The organism is Vibrio sp. YT-16, from assembly GCF_033337405.1.
Taxonomy (GTDB): Bacteria; Pseudomonadota; Gammaproteobacteria; order Enterobacterales; family Vibrionaceae; genus Vibrio; species Vibrio alginolyticus.
In genome coordinates this window covers 102666-124270 of sequence record NZ_JAWOQQ010000005.1, presented here as the reverse complement: position 1 = coordinate 124270, position 21605 = coordinate 102666, and the positions used below count along the sequence as shown (strand labels likewise).

Sequence of the window (21605 nt, the reverse complement as noted above, 5' to 3'; positions counted from 1 at the left end):
ATTCGTTTTTTTATTGATGAAAGTCTAAGTGTCAAAAATTTGAACTTGGTTGGATAATTAAAATTGTTGAACAATACGTGATTGCTTTGATAAAAAAATGATTCATTATTCCGTGCATGATTTTCAATGGCAGTATTAAGATTTTTATTAATCTTACTGTTAATAAGAAAGCAGTTAATAATAAAATTAAAAATAATATCTAGCAGGTCTTTGGCGAGGTTTACATGAAGTTGGTTTTAACCATAACAAGTTTTCACAAATTTACTCCAGAGATTGAGAGTGAGTTCGTGTTTGAATCAAGTGATGAACATGCCAAGGTTACATTTGGTAGGTCTGAACAATGTGATTGGACACTACCAGATCCTGAAAGAGTGGTATCCGGAACCCACGGAGAACTGATTAAGTTTGGTGACAAATACTTGATAAAAGACCTCTCAACTAATGGTACTTTTGTAAATAATGCTGTAACTCCTGTGGGTCAAGGAAATGAAATAGCACTAAGCGATGACGATATGGTTAGCTTAGGGGATTATCAAATTTCAGTTTCTATTCAAACAGATACAGATGTATTCAGTCTTGAGACAAGTAAAAGTCTTTCTAGCGCACCCCCTGAAGTAGTCTCAAGTCCATCGGAAGCAGAATTTGTTGACCTAGGCCTTAGTGCTAGTGAACTCTTAAACGAAAGTGTTCCTTCTGACTTTCAGCTAGATATTGGTTTAGTCGATGATTTTATTGATATCCCAAAGCCCGAAAAACAGAGCACCGTATCTGAAACTTTACCGAAAGTTAACCGACAATCAGAACACCTATCGACTCCCAACTTTGATACCAATGGGGGTGAACTTGCGGCTTTTGTTAGAGGGGTGGGTATAGATCCAATGATGATTCCCAGCGATAACCGAGAGGAATGGTTCGAACAACTGGGGGAGTCATTTTCTTTGATGCTAGTTGGTTTAATGGAAACACTGCATAACAGAGCAGTGTTTAAACAAACAAATCGACTTAGTCATACCGCATTTCGTAAGTCAGAAAATAACCCTTTAAAGTTTTCTGCAAACTTAGAAGATGCGATTCATAACTTATATAACCGTCAAACCGCTAGCTTCTTAAAGCCAAATGCAGCCATTAAAGAAGCATTTAATGACATCGAAAGTCATGAGCAAGCCTTAATGAAAGGTGTTGAAGGTACGGTTTCGAGTGTTATGTCACTTGTTGAACCTACTTCTATATACTCAGATGCTTTAGCGAAAGACACGGTTATTAATATGGTTATTCCAGCTAGAAAATATGCTCAAAGTTGGAAGAGGTTTGAGGATATTCATGAAAAGTTATCCGATGATATTATCAATAAAGAGTCTCCGTTCTATTTAGAAGACTTCGCTAAGCACTATGAATTAGCATTAAAAAACAAAGGCTAGGAATTAGGGTGATGAAAAAGTTTTACCAATATATTTTGTTATTAATTTCAATAGCTTTATTTGGGTGCTCAGCAGCGAACCTAGTTGTTGATCCATACTCAGATTTAGAAATAGCAGCAAGTCATAACATTAATCCTGATTCAAACGGCAGGCCTTCTCCTGTAGTGGTGTATGTATTTGAATTAACGTCAAATACCATTTTCGAAAGCCAGGACTTTTTTTCTATTTATGAAGAAAGTGAAAAAGTCTTAGGACCTGATTTAGTGAATAAATATGAAGTTTCATTAACTCCAGGTCAGAAAGAAACATATCAAGCAAGTATGTCTCCAAAGACAGAATATTTAGGCATTGTCGTAGCGTTTCGAGATATTGAAAACTCAAATTGGCGACAAGTCATTAAAGTGGATAAGACCGGTTACAACACATATCAAGTATTGTTAGAAGATCTGTCTTTGGTCGTTAAATAACGTTTAGTTGGCTAATTATAAATGACGCAATACTCCAAGACGGCTTGGTGCGAAGGAATGTTTTTACGTCCCCAGCACTTCCAACAACAAGAACGCGCAACCTCTCAAGAATTCAAGGGCTTACATCAGTTAGGTGGGGCTTACAATTGGGGAGTTTGGAAATGTCGAGTAAAAAAACACGCGCTAAAAGATGGTCTTATTGAACTTGAGCATCTTGAAGCTGTTTTGCCAGATATGACGTTGGTTAATACGTTAATATCCAACGATTCAGTTTCGCCTCTACTTATTGATAAAAACACTGAAAATACGTTAGTAAAAATAACTCTCCCTCTTTCAAGTGTTACAGGTAAAAACGTTTCGGATGTAAGCGAATCGATCGTCTCTCGTTATGTACTTCAAGATATCGACGTGATAGATAACCTTACAGGACAAGATGAAGAAACCATCCAAGTTGCAGCCCTTAACCTAGAGTTGAAAGCGAGTAATGACAAATTAGCGGGTTATGTGGAGTTACCTATCTTAAGGATCAAAGAGGTAACTCCTGAAGGGGAAGTTATACTAGACGATGAGTACGTTCCTCCGCTTATCAACCTCCTTAGCGACAAAGTTATGTCAGCTTATCTACGTAACGTTATCGCGATGACAAAGATGCGTGCTGACGTTATTGCACAGCGCTTGATTAAGGGTAAATCTGCATCGGCATCTGCTGTTGATTTCATCATGCTCCAAATGCTGAACCGATATGAGGCGAAGTTAAAGCATTTCAGTGAGTTAGATAGGTTACATCCACTGGAATTAGCGACGACACTTAAAGGTTACATTGGTGAGTTAGCCACTTTTTCTAATAAAACTAAAAGAGTCCCAAGTTTGCTTGCGTATGATCACTTAGATGTATCAAGTGTCTATAGCGAGTTGAATCAGATACTCAGTCAGTACCTCAGTGTTGTCCTTGACCAAACTGCGACCAAACTTCCGTTGGAGCCTCGCCAATACGGTATTCAAGTGACGCCGCTTCCAGATAAACGCTTGCTTGAGTCATGCCAATTTGTGCTAGCAATTAAAGCAGACACCACAACAGATGAAATAAGACGCCTGGTCCCAGCGCAACTCAAGTTTGGCCCGGCAGAACAGATTCGCGATCTAATTAATAATCAGATCAACGGTATAAACGTAGTGCCGTTGAGTGTCGTCCCGAGACAGATTCCTTACCAAACGGGCTATGTTTATTTCGAAGTTGTCAAGAAAGGGCCATTTTGGATGAGGCTAAAAGATAGTGGCGGTATTGCGCTTCACCTATCAGGGCATTTTCCGAATGCTGAACTTGAGCTTTGGAGTATTAATCAATAGGCGCGCTCTGTATGGAACAAACGATAGTAAAACCAACACCGGGTGGAAGAGCACCCGCATCGAAACCACAATCAGAAAAGTCTGTGGATAATACCGTAGTTATCTCAAAAAGTCCTGAATTGGTGAACAATGATTCAGTGGTCGCTTATGGGAATAACTCTCTACTAGCAGAGGCGAATGGCCTGTTATCTATTATCGGTCAAATTCGCTCGACAGCGACTCATTCCGATCCGTTGTTTCTAAAAGAGACATTGGCACAAAAGCTTAGAGATTATGAGAACCGATTACGTCAGCATGACGTTGATTTGGATACCATTGATACAGCTCGTTATTGTTTATGCTGTTCACTAGATGAAGTTGTCCTTAACACCAATTGGGGTGGGAATTCATTCTGGAGTCACGATTCATTACTTAGCTCCTTCTATGCTAGCAGTCAAGGTGGGGAAGCGTTCTTTAAGCATCTTGATAAGTGCATGGCGAAACCAGATGTGAACTTAGATTTGCTTGAACTAATGTATGTGTGCTTATCTCTCGGGTTTCTGGGTCAATACCGTTTAGAAAAAAATGGACTGGAATCGCACCGGAAATTGAGAAGACAGGTTATTGCTACTCTTAAGACTTATGGGAGAGGAGTCCCTCAGGAACTAAGCAATAGTATCGACCAACACATTTTGAATGGCTCAAAGGCTTCTGATAGAGCTCCTCTTTGGGTTGTATGTTCTGTAACGGCGGCACTATTGGTCTGCATATATATGTATTTTAGTTATGAGCTAAATAAGGCATCCAATCGCACCTTTTCTCAATTAGTCAATTTGATTCAACCGCAACAACTTAACCAAGATGCAACGTCAGAATCAAAATCAGCGCCAATTGCAGAAAAGATTTCAATGTATCTAGCAACTGAGATCGGTAAGGGGCTAATCAATGTTGAGCCGCTGCAAGACAGGGTAAGAATTTCGTTAAAGTCTCAAGATCTATTTGAATCAGGTAGTGCTGATGTTGTCGCTTACATCCAACCCGTTATTTCTAAGCTTGCGAGAACATTGGAGTCGACCCAAGGCAAGATCATTGTTACTGGTCACACCGACGATAGGCCTATTTTCACGAGTAAATATCCCTCGAACTGGCACCTATCATTAGCTCGAGCCACTGCTATGTCTGAACAACTGATCTCGAATAGTGCATTAGAAGGGCGAGTGATACCCGAGGGATTGGGGGATGCAAGACCATTAGTTGAAAACAGTAGTGATGAAAACCGAGCTATTAACCGCCGGATTGAAATCGACCTTCTTGTCGCGAATTAATAATAGGTAGATAGAGATGCGTATTAAAGAAATTGGCAGAATATTTACTCAAAGATGGTTTCTCGGTCTTATAGGTGTCGCTGCTTGTTCTATTTTCATTTGGGTTGTTGGTCCACTTATTGCGATAGCGGGATATGAGCCCCTAAAGAGTGACTTTCAACGGCTAGTCACTATTCTAGTGTTGGTGTTGCTTTGGGCGATATTTAACGTTACCAAGCAGCATAAGCAAAAGGTGAAAGAAGACGAAAGTATTCAAACGTTGCTTGAGGTTGATAGCCTATCAGATAAAGAAGCGGCAAGTGAAATTGACTTAATGCGCGAGCGTATTGAGCAAGCTGTCAAAGTAGTGACGAAAACACACAAAGGCAAGAGAAGCTTGTATGACTTACCGTGGTATGTGTTGATTGGCCCTCCTGGAACGGGGAAAACAACCGTATTAAAGCAGTCGGGGTTAGAGTTTCCATTAGGAGACAGCCTTGGCTCTGACTCTATTGCCGGTGTAGGTGGCACTCGCCACTGTGATTGGTGGTTTGCAAATAAAGCAGTTCTTATAGATACGGCTGGCCGGTATACGACACAAGACAGTCAAGAAAAGGTCGACTCTAAAGCGTGGCATGGTTTCTTAGGATTGTTGAAAAAGTATAGAACGCAAAGACCAATTAATGGTGCGATTGTTACGATAAGTTTAGCCAGCGTGATGTCTCAGACTCGAACCGAGCGAAGTCTTCATGCTCGAGCAATTAAGTCGAGACTTCAAGAACTGAAAAACCAGTTAGGCATGCAGTTTCCGATTTACGTATTGCTCACCAAAATGGATTTAGTTGCCGGTTTCAATGAGTTTTTTGCCGATTTAAGTAAGGAAGAGCGAGAGGAATTATTTGGTTTCATGTTCCCTCGTGAAGTGGATGATGAAAGAGGCGTTATTTCTCTATTCAACAAAGAATTTCATGGCATGTTGGAGCGCCTTGATGCCCGTATGCTTAGAATACTTGAAACAGAGGACGATTTAGATAAACGCGCGCTTATCTTTGAATTTCCAAAGCAATTAAGAGTGCTACAAGCTAATCTTGACGAGTTTTTAGCTGAAATTTTTGCACAAAACAGTTTTGAAGAGCCTGCCTTGATTCGTGGTGTGTTTATGTTGAGTTCGGTTCAAGAAGGCTTACCAGTCGATAAGCTGATGAATGAATCAACCAATGGACTTGGGTTAAATCGTTTAGCTCTAGCAAAGAGTCAGACTGGTTCTCATAGTTATTTCGTAAAGAATCTTTTTGACAAGGTTATTTTCAAAGAGCAACTGTTAGGAACAGTTAATCGTCACTATCAAAAGCAGTCAGGTTGGATGCGTCGAGGTGTTTACATTGGATGTACAACGCTACTGCTAGGAGCTTCTGCGCTTTGGTTTATGAGTTATAAGTGGAACTCACAGTTAATTGTCGATACCAATGAACAAGCGAGCCATATTGATGCAATGATTGGCGCTCAAAGTTTAGATTTTGAAGCGGATATTGTTTCAGCTGTAGAAACATTAGATAGGTTGATGACGCTTCCTCTCGGAAAGCAAAGCGACTACGGTGATGCCGACTCTGTAAAGAGGTTTGGTCTCTATCAAGGAGACAAAGTGTCTCAGGCGGCAAACAATGCATATTCTGATGCTTTGACCCAATATTACGCCCCTCTGCTTCTTGATAGCTTGGTGTCAGAAATGGAGAGCAATCAACAGCATCGTGAGTATTTGTACGAAACGTTAAAAACGTATTTGATGTTATTCAATCCAGACAAATATCAACAAGATGAAGTGTTGGCTTGGTTTAACTTTTATTTCGAACGTCAATATCCGGGTGAGCTAAACGCAGACTTAAGAAGACGTTTGCTACAGCACACTCAATATTTATTAGGCAACGATGGACAAGGCTTTACTTACAACACTGCTGCCGTGACGAGTGCTCGAGAAGTGTTGACTCAAATGTCTCTACCTGAACGTGCTTATCAGCGAATGAAAATACAATTTTCTAAGAGTCATGTACCTTCATTTCGCTTGACTGATGTATTGGGACCTAAAGGGCTTGAGCAGTTCGAGCGAGCTAGTGGAAAACCGCTATCACAAGGCATTTCGGGTTTCTACACGTACAATGGTTTTCATAGCATTTTTCAGATTCAGATCAACCGTACAGTAAAAAGCTTAATGGAAGAGAACTGGGTTTATGGTGACGATCTTAAGGCTCATGAAATTGATCAAGATAGTGCCATCCAAGGCGTTCAGTCTCGATACTATCAAGATTATGTTAATGAATGGAAAACGTTGATCGAAGATATTCAATTGAAGCAGGCTCCGAGCCTAGAACTTGCGACAGAGCAAGCGAGGGTTTTATCTGGAGTTGAAAGACCAATCGAATCTTTGTTGAGAGCAATCCAAAAAGAGGTTGCTCTATCAAAAGTATCATTGTCAGAAAATCAAAAAGCCGCTTCTGAAGTTGCTGGTAAAGTTGCCAAAGTTAAGTTTTCAAATACGGCAGATAGACTAGACATGTATTTACCTGAAGAAAACGGTTTCAATGTTGCTCTGCCAGGTAAAGAAGTCGAATCGCATTTTTCAGAGATCTTACGCCTTGGTGAGCAAGACTTTGATGATATTCAACAAGCAATGGTTAACTTGCGTTCGTATTTAAGTGACTTATCAAGCTCTGGTAACAATCAGAAAATTGCCTACAAAAGTATTTTAGATGGAACCGTTACACAAGATGTCGCAGCTTCCTTTGCTCGTGCTAAAGAACTTTTGCCGAGACCATTTAATCAATGGCTAGGTGAGCTTTCTCAAGAGTCGGTTAAGTTTGCGGAGAGCGGTTCGAAGGATCATCTAAATCAACTTTGGGTAACACAAGTGGTCCGCCCTTATCAGCGGACTATTGCTGGCAGATATCCATTCGAGCCCAACGCGAGCAGAGAAGTTAGATTGAAAGACTTTAAGCGATTCTTTGGTTATGGAGGTACGCTTGACGCATTCTTCCAAGAATACCTCGAACCGTTTGTGGATACTTCGAAAAGTCGTTGGCGATTAGAAAAGGAAATTGGAGTTCGCCCAGAAACACTAATGGTCTTTCAAAGAGCGCAACGTATCAGGCAGTCTTTCTTTGAATCTGATAATTCCTTACGCGTAGAGTTTGGGATGAAGCCTGTTTATCTAGACCAGCACATTACTCGATTTGTCTTAGAGTTGGGTGGACAAGATTTGGTTTATAAGCATGGACCAGCAAGAGCTAAATCGTTGAGTTGGCCTGCCGGTCAAGATCAGACTCGAATTGTGTTCACACCACCTGAATCTAAACGCGAAATTGCGCATACCTATGAAGGTGAGTGGGGCATATTCAAGCTTTTGGATCAATCACTTAAAGCAAGGCCAGAATCGCGTAAAGACAATATAGTTATGATTGATTTAAAGGGAAATAAGGTGCAGCTAGAGCTTATTCCTTCTAGTGCCATTAATCCTTTTTGGTCAAATGAAATGGAGAGGTTCAGATGTCCACGAACCTTATAACATCAGGCTGGGGCTATATCGGTAAAATGCCCGCAAAAGGGGACTTTGTGAAAGATGGTTTATCACAAGATTTCTCGGAGCGTTGGCATGATTGGCAACAGGCGGTTATTGCAGTCAGCAGGGAACAACTGGGTGAAAGCTGGAATGAGCACTTTTTAACGGCTCCTGTGTGGCACTTTGCTTTGGATATTAGCTATTTAGAAGACTCAACCTACATTGGTAGCATGATTCCTAGTGTTGATGCATGCGGTAGATACTTTTTCTTTACTATAGCTCGTGCCGTAAAAGGTGAAGCTGCGCAATATTGGGGTGACAGAGCTTGGACAGAGGACAGTGCCGCTCTTGCTCTTTCAGTACTTGAGGACGACTTTGTCTTTGATGTTTGGCATAAGAGTACTCAAGAAAAAAATGACCTCGTTGCGAATGTAACAAGTGAAGTGAGGCCTCTAGAGTTTCTTTATCAAAGCCAAATATCTACAGTTTTTCATGATCACGGCAATACTGATCAAAATACGCTTTTGAATTACCTCATTAAAGAAAAATTGAGTAAACCATGTTTTTGGTGGACTGAAGGTTCAACGAAGGTTGAACCATGCATGTTCATTACTAGTGGATTTCCTTCAATTGGTCAGTTTTCAGCCATGCTTGATGGCGGCTGGAAAAAGTGGAATTGGTAGGATAGAAGAATGAATTGGAACTATTTTACCTTTGCTAAATCGCACGCAGGAAAAGTACGCCCTTATAACGAGGATGCTCTGTTGGATATGACAGAGCAGCATATTTGGGTGGTTGCCGATGGAATGGGTGGACACAGTGCTGGCGATATAGCAAGCCAGATGCTAGTGGATAGAGTCGCGCGCCACATGCAGGATGTCTCCAATACTAATATCGATGATATCCGAAGAGTGGTTCAAGAAGCGAACTTAGAAATTTACCAATACGCACAAAATCACTTAGACGGTAAAACGATGGGAACAACACTTGTTTTGTTGTTTATTCAGGATGGGTATTACCACTGCCTTTGGGTGGGGGATAGCCGAATTTACCAGCTTAGAAGTGGTAATTTTGTCCAAAAAACACGTGATCATAGTCAAGTCATGGACTTAGTGGATCAGGGCTTATTGGCATTTGAAGATGCCGAATCTCACCCTCTTGCAAATGTTATTACCAGAGCTGTTGGGGTCGACGAAAGTGTCACTATTGATCAAGTTTCAGGGCAGTTGGCTGACGGCGATCAGTTTCTACTCTGTAGCGATGGACTCTCTAAGGAACTTACGAGTGATGAAATTCATCGGACATTGTATGCAGACTCAGTCAACCAAGCTGGATTAGCGCTCATGCATTCGGCTTTGGTTCGGGGCGCAAGTGATAACGTAACTTGTGCTTTGATCAAAGTTCGCCAAGCGCAAACGGAGTGCGAAACAGTAACTAGAGAAGACGCGACAATACCTGTCTTTCTAAGAGGGAGAGCTTATGAGTAATGAAATGTTTGATTGGTATGAACAAGCGTTGGCTCCTATATCTCAAGAAAATCCTACAGGTGTTGATCCTAGAGAGGATGTATCACCACAGTCTGCTTACTATCGGTTGAAAGATCAGCGTATGGCCGCCCGCAACGCTGAACGTAATGCTCTTATAGAAGAAGAAAGTATCTATACCCACAGTAATTTATGGCGAGTATTTATTGAAGATGTCCCAGAAATACTCACGAATCAGTCTAAAGATTTGGAATTTGTTGCCTGGCTTATAGAAGCCCTAACTCGATTGTATGGTTTTCGTGGTATGGGCGTTGGCTACAAACTCGCAACCAGTTTAATTGAGAACTTTTGGGATGATCTGTACCCAATGCCTGATGAAGATGGTATTGAGACAAGAATATCGGCGATTATTGGCCTCAATGGTATCGATAGTGAAGGAACACTTATTTTTCCAATTGCTTGTATACCATTGACTGACTTAGGCGTGGAGCAAGCTTATGCCTATTGGGAATATCAGCAAGCTATAGAGCTTGAGCGCTTAGACGAAGATAAGCGCCGAAATCGAGTCGAGCTTGGGGCTGTTGAGTTATCTGAAATTATAACTACGGTTAAGTCGACTTCTGATACGTTTTATCAAGAATTAATCACGGATTTGGAGTTCGCTACAGAATCATTTAATGAATTCAGTCAGCGATTAGACGAAGCGGCCGGTGATGTGACTCCTAGCTCTTATATATCAAAAAGACTTGAATCAATACACTCGGCATTAAAGCACCTTCTAGGAGATCGTTTCAATCAACCACAAGCCGTGTTTGAAGAGCTAGAGGATCTTGATGAATCTTCTTCTGAACAACCGTTAAGTTCACAAAGTTGTGATGCATTATTAGCGACAAACATGAAATCACGAGAGCAGGCAATTAGACAATTGCAGCAAGTAGCTGATTTCTTCCGAGAGAGTGAACCTCACTCACCAGTTTCTTACTCCATCGAACAGATTATTCGTTGGTGTGGGATGCCTCTGCCGGAGTTACTGGCGGAACTTATCTCCGACGGGGATGCAAAGAAAAGCTACTTCCGTTTGGTTGGCATAGCAGAACAAAATGAAAATTAATAAAGGGAGAATGGTATGACGAGTATCCACTCGAAACTATCACGAGTACGGAAGCCTCGTGTCCACATTACCTATGATGTTGAAACTGAAGGTACGACTCTTAAGAAAGAACTGCCTTTTGTTGTAGGTGTAATGGGTGACTTCGCTGGTCAAAACACAGAAGCGTTGAAGCCATTAAAAGACCGCCGTTTTATTCAGATCGATCGAGATAACTTTGACGATGTACTCAAAAAAATGAATCCATCGGTGAAGTTTAAAGTTGCGAATAAGCTTGCGAATGACGATTCACAGTTTGAGGTCGATTTAAACTTTAAATCAATGCAAGACTTTGAGCCTGCTGCGATCGTAAATCAAGTTGATCCACTACGCCAATTGATGGAAACGCGTAATAAACTGCGTGATTTGATGACAAAAGTTGACCGCTCAGAAGAGCTTGAAAATATCCTAGAGGATGTTTTGAACAATACAGACAATCTGGCAAGACTTGCAGGCGAGTTAGATCTTGGCAAGAAAGCGAAGTCAGACAGTACTGAAGGAGCGGAATAATGACGACTGAAGCTGAAAAACAGTTAGATCCAACTGTTAATGAACAGACAATTTCATTCTTAGATCAAGCTATTGGTGCGACTAAGCAGACCGAAGCTTCTCGTGCTGAGGAGCTGATTAAAACGCTCGCTGAAGAAGCAATGAAAGGGACAGTTACTTGGAACAAAAACCTAACAGTAACTTTTCGTGAAGCGATTAATTTGCTCGATAGGCAGATTTCTGATCAGTTGTCTGAAGTAATGCATCACCCAGAATTACAGAAACTCGAAGGTTCTTGGCGCGGCTTAAATTATCTAGTGATGAATTCAGAGACCAGCTCTACTCTGAAAGTTCGCATGATGAGCATGACCAAGAAAGAGCTACATAAAGACTTGAGCAAAGCTGTTGAGTTTGATCAAAGCCAGATCTTTAAAAAGGTTTACGAGTCTGAGTTTGGTAGTGCTGGTGGTGAACCGTATGGTGCATTGATTGGAGACTATGAGTTTACCAACCACCCAGAAGATATTGAGTCGTTACGCCTAATGTCAAATGTAGCGGCTTCTGGCTTCTCTCCATTCTTGTCCGCAGCTTCACCAGCACTATTCGGCTTTGATGAGTGGACTGAGTTGTCAAAACCACGCGACCTAGATAAGGTATTTGAATCACTAGAATACGCCCAATGGCGTTCGTTCCGCGAGAGTGCCGATTCGCGCTTCGTTAGTCTGACGATGCCAAAAGTCCTTGCTCGTTTGCCATACGGACAAGCTACCGCTCCAGTCGAAGAGTTTGGGTTTGAAGAGTTCGAAGTAGATCCTGTTTCAGGTATTGCTGTTAACGCTGAACATAACGACTACTGTTGGATGAACTCTTCGTATGTTCTTGGTGTTAAGTTAACCGACGCATTTTCAAAATATGGATTTTGTACTGCCATCCGTGGTGCAGAAGGCGGCGGTCGAGTGGATAACTTGCCAACGCATTTCTTCATGAGTGATGATGGCGACCCTGATATGAAGTGCCCAACAGAGATTGGTATTACCGACAGACGTGAGGCGGAGCTTGGTAAGCTTGGTTTCTTACCGCTTTGTCACTACAAAAACACCAACTATGCAGTGTTCTTTGGTGCGCAAACCTGTCAAAAACCAGCGAACCATGAATCCCCTGAAGCAACGGCCAATGCGGCCATTTCTGCCCGCCTACCTTATATGATGGCAACATCTCGTTTTGCGCATTATTTGAAAGTAATGGCCCGAGATAAAATTGGTAGCTTTATGGAAGCAGAAGACGTTGAGTCTTGGCTGAACCGCTGGATCCTAGGTTACGTCAATGCTTCTGAAGGCGGTGGTCAAGAGATCAGAGCGAAATACCCTCTAGCAGACGCTCGTGTTCAGGTTAAGGAAATTCCTGGCGCACCTGGTTCTTACAATGCCGTAGCATGGCTGAAGCCTTGGTTACAAATGGAAGAACTGACCACATCTTTGCGACTTGTGGCAAAGATCCCTCAGTCAGGTGGATAAGAAATGAATTGGCTGGTCGAAAGGCCAGCCATGACCAATCTTTATGTTCTAGATGGAATTAGCAGTGTCACTTAACTTTCGCGACCCTAGCAAGCTAAAACATGAGTTCAGTACCGGAGGCTATGCTGAACTTGATAGCCCGTGGTTGACTCGATTCAATGAATCTTCTGATCTTGTAGCGTCAGCGCGAATTTGGCTAGAAGGTACACGTTCAAGAGATTTGGACAGCTTTCGTCATAGTGTGATGAACACAATTAACCGCATTGATGAGCTATTAGAATCTCAACTAAATGAAATATTACATCATCCTGAGTTTCAACAGCTCGAAAGGGGGTGGGTTGGAGTTAGGTATTTATGTGAACAGGTTGATTCTCGTTCATCGGACTCTGTAAAAGTTAAGGTTTTAACGGCGACATGGAATGAAATCAGTAAAGATGCTTTCAAAGCCATCGAGTTTGACCAATCAGCACTATTTAAGTTGCTCTATCAAAATGAATATGGCATGGCAGGGGGAGAACCCTTTGGTGTGGTGGTTGGAGATTATCAGCTTCGCTGTGATCCTAGTAAAAATTATTTTGATAGAGATCTGTCTGTGTTGAGTAAGATCTCTCAGTCTGCAGCTGCAGCATTCAGCCCATTTATCATGTCTGCATCGCCAGAGATGTTTGGTGTTGATAGTTTCGCTCAACTCTCTGCGATAAGAGATATAGCAGCCCAATTTGAACAGGAAGATTATGCAAAGTGGCGTAGTTTGAGAGATAACGATGACGCTAAATTTATTGGTTTGACTGCACCTAACGTCTTGTTCCGTCAGCCATACAAAAGTGATGGCTCGCGGAATGATAAATTCAATTTTCAAGAACACATCTACGACTCCAACCGAGATTTGCTATGGGGGAGTAGTGCGTACTGTTTTGCTGCCGTATCAATTAGAGCATTTCAGGAACATGGTTGGTTCACGCATATGCGAGGGATTAAACAAGGCGATTACAGTCAGGGCATTATCGTCGCTCCTACAAGGAGCAAGATGCGTGTTAACGGCAAGAATGATCGTGAAAGATGTCCGTTAAACTTGAAAATCTCTGAGAGAAAAGAACAAGAATTGTCTGAGTGCGGTTTTATTTCTATTTCTCCAATACCTGAGACTGATATGGTAGGGATGACCTCGAATGTATCTCTCTACAAGCCCAAACAATACGCAGAAAAGCATATTTCAACGAATGCAAAACTGACATCGATGTTGCAATACACATTGTGTGTATCGCGAGTCGCACATTATCTCAAGGTTATGGGGCGTGACAAAATTGGTGGGTATCAAGATGCAGAAAGCCTAGAGCGTGACTTTCAACGCTGGTTACATCAGTACACTACCGCATCAGATGAAGCGTCTGATGAGCTTCGAGCTAAATATCCCCTAAATGAAGCGAAAATTACAGTTCGAGAGAAAAGAGAAACTCCTGGACATTATTACTCAGTTATCCATTTGCGACCGCATTTTCAACTCGATCAAATGGTATCTAGCATTAAATTAATTACCGAATTATCACCAGAGCACATGGTGTAAGGAAATAACAATGACTCAATGGAAAAATGCTTTGTCCCAAGGCCTATTGCAACACGCTCTAGAGCAATTAACTGATGAAATTAAAGCAACACCTAAAGATGCGAGCTTGAGAAGTTCCTTCATTGAGCTTCTTTGCATTGATGGGGACTTCGAGCGTGCGGACGCTCAGCTCATGCAATCGATTAAATTGTTTCCTGAGTATCTGCCTGGTGCAAGTCAGCTACGACATTTAGTGAAAGCAGCTCAAGCTAGAAAGGATTTTATCAATGGTGCGGCTAGTGCCAAAGTAATAGGTGATGAGGAATTAACTAAAGAGCTTGTTCGATTTAATCTTGCTCTCGGAAATCAAGAGTACGAAGAAGCGTCACGTCTATCGCATCGCATTGAAGAGCATCGTACTATTAAAGGGTTTAACGTAAACGGCACAAACTACGAAGATGCTAGAGATATTGATGATCGTTTAGGTGGTTACATTGAACTGTTTTCTACAGCAGGTAACTATTTTCTTGTACCCATATCGAGCATCCATACGCTAGAAGTTAAAGCACCTACTTCATTGTTAGAGAGTATTTGGCGACCTGTCGAGTTTGATATCGATGGACTTGGTGAAGGCGAAGGCCATATGCCGTTGACATATGTTGACTCAGAGACCGATGCGCAAAAGTTAGGTCGAGAAACGGATTGGAAGCAGATTGGTGAGCAAGAATCTTTTGTTGGCTTGGGTCAAAAATGTTGGTTAGTCGGTGATTCAGCGCTTCCAATCTGTGATTTGACTACATTATTAGAACAGAAACAAATAGCGTAGAAATATCATGTCTTTAACCGTTTCTCTGCTCGACAAATTGATAGATAGTGATCCTCTCACTCGAGATGAGAAAGACTTCCCTGCAAGCCAGCAACAGATGTTGAGCAGCTTACTTAGAGATCTAGAGTCGATGCTGAATAGTCGTATTGGATGGAAAAACATTCCTGATGATCTTTTAGAGGTTCGTTATTCAATATTGAATTATGGGCTGCCAGATTTTTCCTCAATGCCCTATAGCAGCCAAGAAGGGCAGAATCAGCTTTGCGACATCGTTCATGATGCAATTAAAGAGTTTGAGCCGAGGTTAAGGAACCCTCATGTCCAGATTTCAGACGAGAAAAACGCTATTGATAGGGTATTGAGGTTACAGATAAATGCCACTTGCTTAATTGATAACAGTATTCATGAAGTGCGATTCAATTCTGAAGTAGAGCCGGTAAATTTAGGTATGAAACTGAGTAGAGCAAAATGAGTGAAGAGTTTCTCAAGTACTATAATCGCGAGTTAGCTTATTTGCGTCACAAAGGGCAAGAATTTGGGGAGCAGTATCCTAAGATTGCTGCGAGACTTCGTATTAGTGAGGAACAGGTTGACGATCCGCACGTAGAAAGATTGTTAGAAGGCTGCGCATTTCTAACAGCAAGGATTAGACAAAGCTTAGACAATAGTTACCCTCAATTTACAGAGTCTTTGATGGGACAGTTATATCCTGATTTTCACGCCCCAATCCCGTCAATGTCAGTCATTAAAATGAGCTGTTCTAACTCCACTTCCTCTTATTTTGATGTAGAAGAAGGCGAGCGAGTTGTTATCGGTGCTCCTGGATATCATGAGTGCGAGTTTAGAACTTGTTATCCGGTCAGAATGTATCCTGTTGATGTGACCTCTGGCGTTTTTAAAAATGCGCCTTTCAAGCCAGTTGGCTCACGATGGGAAAGCAATGCTCATTCAGTTTTGAAAGTACAGCTCACGGCTCAAGATGAAGAGACTCCTCTTGGTGAAATGGGGGCAGAACGGCTGCGCTTCTATTTAAACGGTCAATCTCAATTGACTTTTAAGCTCTACCAAATGCTGTTTCAAAACCTAATTGGTTTATCTGTTGTTGTGGATGGCAAAGAAGTTCGTCCTTTAACCAAAAGGCATCTTTCTGAAGTGGGATTTTCAGAAGATGAGAAAGTTGTGCCATACAGTAAAAGAAGCTTTTCAGGAGCAAGATTACTTGTTGAGTATTTGCACTTTCCTGAGAAGTTTATGTTCTTTGATATCACCGAACTTGGATTATCTGAGCTAGATCTTGGAGAGCAATTCGAACTGTATTTTTACTTTGATACCAACGATGACTGGCTTCCAAAGCAAGTGGACGAAGAAAGCTTAATGGTAGGTTGTGTGCCTGTAATCAACTTATTTAAAAGTATTATGGAGCCTAAGCGTATTCTACCAACTGAATACGATTACCACTTGTCTCCGCAATACCAAGAAGCTGAAAGTAATGAGGTTGTCTCAATTTCTGACGTAACGTTGAGAAATTGGAACAAAACGTACCACAATTTGCCATGTTATCACGCTGGTGAGCACACGCATTATACGAACACTAGTGAGATTTATTGGTTGATGAGACGTGAGGATAAGAACTGGGCTGGTGGGTATGATGAGCCAGGTAGAGAAACTTACATTTCTTTTGTTGATAAAAAACATCAATTGTTCAGCCCGGATAGCCGGGAAAACTGGTTAATGTACGTGGAAGCTGAGTGCTGTAACCGCAACTTAGCGCAGAAACTTCCATTTGGAGGTGGGCTGCCGCAAGTATCTTTACCGGAGGTAAATGACAATTTCGAATCTGTTCGTTGTTTAGTCTCTTTATCAGAAACTATTCGGCCAGAAATGGATGAAAGCACACGATGGCAGTTAACTAAGCTTTTAACTTTAAACCATTTTACCGAGGAAGATGGTTTAGCAACTTTGAAGCAGACCCTTAATCTCTATGCATTTTCTGGGACAGCAGAAACGAAAGCGGTAATCGATGCTTTAACTAAGTTAGAGTTTGAGCCTACTACAGGAAGAATTAGTCAGAAAGGCAAAGTTGGATTTGCGCACGGTATAAAAGTTATTTTGACGGTTTCTGATCAAATTTTACCTAAAGAGCAGATCTTTCTCTTAGGTAGTGTTTTATCTGTTTACTTCTCGCAATATGCTGAAATTAACATTTTTACGCAGTTAGAAATAAGACTTAAGTCCACGGGAAAGTTTTTCCACCTATGGCCCGCATTAACTGGCGATAAGGTGTTGCTATGAGCGCGGAACAATTTTATCGAGAATTAAAGCAACATCCATTGTTTGAAGCGATTCATCTTATTGAACACGAAGTTCTGCAAGCAGAGGCGCAAATAGGAACAGATGCGTTACCGAAGCATGAAAAGCTAAACTTAAAGGTTAATCCATCATTAGGTTTTGAAAATGCTCAGCTTTGTGAACTGAAAAATATAGATGACAGCAAGTTAGAGATTGAGACCAATTTAATAGGCCTAACGGGTGAGCAAGGTGTGCTTCCCCAGCACTATAGTGAATTAGCTTTACATCGCCAAAAAGAAGGCGATACGGCTATGGTGGACTTCTACGATATTTTCAATCATCGCTTATTATCTCTTTATTATCGATGTTGGCAACTGAGTCAGCTGACAGTTCAATCTCGTGCGCATGCGCAGGGCGCGCGTTCGCCGTTAGAAAGCTGTAAATCGGCATTAACTGGGGAAGGGAGTTCACTGTCCCTGCACTATGGTGGTGTGTTTGCTTCACCAATGAGAAGTAAAGGTGGACTAAAAAGTATTCTTGAATGTTTATCTGGATGCCAAGTAAAAGTTCATGAATTTCAAGGACAATGGTTACACCTTACGAAAGAAGAGCAAACACGCCTTGCATCCCGAACTATGCCTGAAGGGCAGTTTGCTCAACTTGGTTTAGGAGCTTCTTTGGGTTCGAAAGCATGGAATATCAACGCGGGGACAACAATAGAATTTCTGCCAAAAGATAAACAGCTAGTTAGTAAATTGCTTCCTAACCAACCCAATATAGAAATCATTAAGAACGCTGCTTATGAGTTGATTGGAAAACATAAACAACTGAAGTGGCAGCTCACCACCAAACATAGTTTGCTACCACAAGCTTGTTTATCGAAACAGCAGGGGCAGTTAGGTATTGGTTCTGTGCTTAAAAAACACGAACGTACAAAAGATCGAACTATAACAATTACTATTTAAAGGAAATGTAATGGCTTCACTCTCACTTTCAGCGTTGGTCGAAAGATTGTCTCCTCAGGCTAAGGAAACACTTGAACAGGCAGCTGCGATGGCAAGCTCCCGAACTCATCACAGTATTGAAATGTCTCACTGGTTAATGATGATTATCCGCCATCCTGACGATATTTACTCTGAAGTTTTTGACGAATTTGATGTCGATAAAATCAAGGTTGAAACCGATATTCAAAAGGCATTAGAAAAATACAAAACAGGATGCCAGTCGGTGCCTGGGCTATCAGCTCATACGGTGACTGTTATGCAAAATGCCTTGTTATCTGCAACCATTGAATTCAATCAAGAACAGTTGGGGTGCATCCATCTTTTATTTGCCTACTTGTCTGATGATACGTTAGTCAACATGGCTGGTTCGATTAGTCCTGAACTAAACAAGATAGAACCATCTCGCTTATTGAACTTTAAAGAAAGTAATGCGCCTCAATCAAGATCGAATGACTTAGCGCAGTCAAACGCGAATTCCGCCTTGAATCAATTTACAACAGACCTTACTGAGCAAGCTAGGGAAGGTAAAATAGATCCGGTGATTGGCAGAGATAATGAAATTCGCCTAATGATCGATATTTTATTAAGACGCCGACAAAACAACCCGATTCTTACGGGAGAAGCTGGTGTTGGAAAAACAGCCGTTGTTGAAGGTTTGGCGCAAAAGATCATTGATGGCGATGTACCTCCCGCTCTGCAAAATGTGGCAATTAAGTCTCTGGATTTGGCGTTACTGCAAGCCGGTGCAGGCATGAAAGGTGAGTTTGAAAACAGGCTTAAGAACCTTGTGAAGGAAGTAAACGACGCTCCACAGCCTATTATATTGTTTATTGATGAAGCTCATGGCCTAATTGGCGGTGGTGGGCAAGCGGGCCAAGGTGATGCGGCGAATATTCTGAAGCCAGCATTGGCGAGAGGCGAACTCAGAACGATCGCGGCAACAACGTGGGCAGAGTATAAAAAGTATTTTGAAAAAGATGCAGCTTTAACTAGGCGTTTTCAAGTCGTAAAGGTTGATGAGCCAGCCCCTGAGCTCGCGATCGAAATGTTACGAGGCTTACTTGATGTAATGGCACAACACCACGATGTTCATATCACTAACCAAGCTCTCAATGCAGCGGTCCAACTCTCAGCTCGATACATTAATGGTCGTCAACTGCCAGATAAGGCGGTTTCTGTTTTGGATACGGCCTGTTCTCGAGTTGCGTTAAGTCAGTCATCTACACCGGGAGGTCTAGATGCGAAAAGAAACAAACTTAAAGCAAAGCAAGCTGAGTATGAGCATCTTAGCCAAGAGAATCGATTAGGAGCATCTCTTGATGTGCAGCTCCAAGGTGTCCGAAAAGAGATTGATGCGCTATCTAATGACATTATTGAATTAGAGGTACTTTGGGAAAAAGAAAAAGAATGGGTAAGTGAAGCTAAGTCACTTAGAACCCAAATAATCCAGGAGGGTTCTGAAACTGCTAGAGACAAGTTACAAGAGCTTGAAAATAACCTTTCCGCTAACTCACAGCCGTTAGTTTTTTCGCATGTAAATGAAGCGCTAATCGCAGAAGTTATTTCGGATTGGACCGGTATACCGCTGGGTAAACTTCAGGATGATGAAATCCAAGCAGTATTGGGTTTGAAAGAAAGTTTGTGTAAGCGAGTTGTCGGGCAGGATCACGCTTTAGAGCTCATGTCTGAAGTGATAAAAACCGCGAGTGCGCAGCTCACGGATGAGACACGACCAAATGGTGTATTTCTCCTAACCGGACCAAGCGGAGTGGGTAAAACCGAATCGGCTTTGGCGATTGCAGAGAAAGTGTATGGTAGTGAAGAAAATGTCACGACTATCAATATGTCGGAATTTAAGGAAGAGCATAAAGTCTCATTGCTATTAGGTTCTCCTCCTGGTTATGTCGGTTATGGAGAAGGAGGTGTACTGACTGAAGCTGTTAGACGTAAACCTTATAGTGTAATTCTCCTCGATGAAATGGAAAAAGCGCACCCTGGTGTTCAAGATATTTTTTATCAGGTATTTGATAAAGGCTCAATTAAAGACGGTGAAGGTCGAGATATAGACTTTAAAAACACTATTATTATTATGACCGCGAACACAGGGACCGAAACGACGATGTCTTTGTATTCTGATCCTGACTTAGCTCCTGAGCCGTCAGCACTAAAAGATGCTTTACGCGATGATTTGTTGGTTGACTTTAAACCAGCATTTTTAGGGCGTGTGAATGTATTACCTTATTTGCCTCTATCAAGAAAAGTATTGATAGAAATAACAAAATTAAAGTTGGATAAAATTACGACTCGTATTCGTAAGCACTATAACGCTGACCTGTTTTTTGATGAGGAACTAATTAATGATATTGTAGACAATAGCAATGAGTCTGGGAGTGGTGCGCGTGTGGTACAAACAACCATAGAAAATACATTGCTTCCGAAGATTTCTCATGAAATATTGCATGCAATTCTTAATGATAAGACGTTTGATGAAATTATTGTTAAAGGTACAACTAGTGGACTTGATGTCTCAATAGTTTAACATCCTTTACACTCTCAATAATAATTGGGAGTTGGTTCATATTAACTATTATTTTTTATAAAAAACGCTTAAATTAAATCTTATTTAAAGATATAACAGGGCGTATTTAAAATGAAGTTTTTGATACATTAATCACTAATTATCACCAAACGTCAGATAATTAAATTATTACGATATATGTCAATTAATAATGCTATAGGAGATTAGCATGCAGTCTAATACGTATCTTAAATACGCAGATATTAAGGGTGAGGCAACAGCCGAGCAATACAAAGATTTGATTACACTACTATCTGTAGATTGGAGTGTAGGTCGTGAGATCTCATCATACACTGGTACAGCGATGGACCGTGAAGCGAGCGCTACTCGTCTATATGATTTGACTATCACTAAACTTCAAGACCGTTCTTCTCCTGACTTATTTAAAGAAGCGACGATTGGTAAAGGTAAACCAGCGGTTTTCCATATTACTAAGCAGGGTGAGAAGGTTGAAGAGATCATGAAGATCGAACTGACTGATGCGATGATTTCTAACTACTCAGTTTCTATCCAAGACGATCGTCCAGTTGAAACTATCACAATTTCTTACACAGAAATGATGATGACAGTGACTCCTACTGACGATAAGAACAACACTTCTGCTCCATTGGTATACGGCTACAGCGGTGTTAAAGGTCAACAAATGTAATTTTCATGCGGGGGAGT

General features: G+C 41.4%; 17 protein-coding genes. All 17 read left to right on the top strand.

The annotated features are described in order from the left end of the window. Positions 1–224: 224 nt before the first annotated feature. Positions 225–1418, top strand: coding sequence for a type VI secretion system-associated FHA domain protein TagH (gene tagH / locus R7F07_RS11170; protein ID WP_054576751.1), 1194 nt, complete (start codon positions 225–227; stop codon positions 1416–1418). A gap of 11 nt (positions 1419–1429) precedes the next feature. After that, positions 1430–1885: a type VI secretion system lipoprotein TssJ gene (tssJ, locus tag R7F07_RS11165; RefSeq protein WP_005375933.1), complete on the top strand. Its 456-nt coding sequence runs from the start codon at positions 1430–1432 to the stop codon at positions 1883–1885. A 21-nt stretch (positions 1886–1906) separates the two neighbouring features. Continuing rightward, positions 1907–3232 carry a type VI secretion system baseplate subunit TssK gene (tssK, locus tag R7F07_RS11160; protein ID WP_080276943.1) on the top strand — a complete coding sequence of 442 codons (1326 nt, stop codon included), beginning with the start codon at positions 1907–1909 and terminating at the stop codon, positions 3230–3232. Positions 3233–3243: 11 nt separating this feature from the next. After that, positions 3244–4536, top strand: coding sequence for a type VI secretion system protein TssL, long form (tssL, locus tag R7F07_RS11155; RefSeq protein WP_005375939.1), 1293 nt, complete (start codon positions 3244–3246; stop codon positions 4534–4536). A gap of 16 nt (positions 4537–4552) precedes the next feature. Then, positions 4553–8071 carry a type VI secretion system membrane subunit TssM gene (gene tssM, locus R7F07_RS11150; protein WP_047100988.1) on the top strand — a complete coding sequence of 1173 codons (3519 nt, stop codon included), beginning with the start codon at positions 4553–4555 and terminating at the stop codon, positions 8069–8071. After that, positions 8053–8748, top strand: a complete 696-nt coding sequence (tagF, locus tag R7F07_RS11145) for a type VI secretion system-associated protein TagF (protein WP_005387528.1) — start codon at positions 8053–8055, stop codon at positions 8746–8748. Before tssM ends, tagF begins: the two co-directional genes overlap by 19 nt. A gap of 9 nt (positions 8749–8757) precedes the next feature. Continuing rightward, complete coding sequence (locus R7F07_RS11140) at positions 8758–9552, top strand: PP2C family protein-serine/threonine phosphatase (RefSeq protein ID WP_005375947.1); 795 nt, start codon at positions 8758–8760, stop codon at positions 9550–9552. Next, positions 9545–10660: a type VI secretion system protein TssA gene (gene tssA / locus R7F07_RS11135; protein WP_054701384.1), complete on the top strand. Its 1116-nt coding sequence runs from the start codon at positions 9545–9547 to the stop codon at positions 10658–10660. The genes R7F07_RS11140 and tssA overlap by 8 nt, the downstream gene beginning before the upstream one ends. 15 nt (positions 10661–10675) lie before the next feature. Continuing rightward, positions 10676–11206, top strand: a complete 531-nt coding sequence (gene tssB / locus R7F07_RS11130; protein WP_005375949.1) for a type VI secretion system contractile sheath small subunit — start codon at positions 10676–10678, stop codon at positions 11204–11206. Then, the gene (gene tssC, locus R7F07_RS11125; RefSeq protein WP_104980728.1) at positions 11206–12699 is read left to right on the top strand and encodes a type VI secretion system contractile sheath large subunit; all 1494 of its coding nucleotides are present in this window, start codon (positions 11206–11208) and stop codon (positions 12697–12699) included. Before tssB ends, tssC (R7F07_RS11125) begins: the two co-directional genes overlap by 1 nt. Positions 12700–12751: 52 nt before the next feature. Beyond that, the gene (gene tssC / locus R7F07_RS11120) at positions 12752–14263 is read left to right on the top strand and encodes a type VI secretion system contractile sheath large subunit (protein WP_104980726.1); all 1512 of its coding nucleotides are present in this window, start codon (positions 12752–12754) and stop codon (positions 14261–14263) included. Positions 14264–14273: 10 nt separating this feature from the next. Continuing rightward, the gene (locus R7F07_RS11115) at positions 14274–15068 is read left to right on the top strand and encodes a type VI secretion system accessory protein TagJ (protein WP_005375952.1); all 795 of its coding nucleotides are present in this window, start codon (positions 14274–14276) and stop codon (positions 15066–15068) included. 7 nt (positions 15069–15075) lie between these two features. Beyond that, positions 15076–15540, top strand: coding sequence for a type VI secretion system baseplate subunit TssE (gene tssE, locus R7F07_RS11110; RefSeq protein WP_017635621.1), 465 nt, complete (start codon positions 15076–15078; stop codon positions 15538–15540). Next, positions 15537–17360 carry a type VI secretion system baseplate subunit TssF gene (gene tssF, locus R7F07_RS11105; RefSeq protein ID WP_086047345.1) on the top strand — a complete coding sequence of 608 codons (1824 nt, stop codon included), beginning with the start codon at positions 15537–15539 and terminating at the stop codon, positions 17358–17360. Before tssE ends, tssF begins: the two co-directional genes overlap by 4 nt. After that, a complete protein-coding gene (gene tssG, locus R7F07_RS11100) occupies positions 17357–18322 on the top strand; it encodes a type VI secretion system baseplate subunit TssG (RefSeq protein WP_053307731.1) in 966 nt (321 codons plus the stop codon). The genes tssF and tssG overlap by 4 nt, the downstream gene beginning before the upstream one ends. 10 nt (positions 18323–18332) lie before the next feature. After that, positions 18333–20900 (top strand): type VI secretion system ATPase TssH, encoded by a 2568-nt coding sequence (gene tssH / locus R7F07_RS11095; RefSeq protein WP_064369230.1) that lies wholly within the window; start codon positions 18333–18335, stop codon positions 20898–20900. 208 nt (positions 20901–21108) lie between these two features. After that, on the top strand, positions 21109–21588 hold the full coding sequence (locus tag R7F07_RS11090; protein ID WP_005375967.1) for an Hcp family type VI secretion system effector: 480 nt from the start codon (positions 21109–21111) through the stop codon (positions 21586–21588). Positions 21589–21605 lie beyond the last annotated feature (17 nt).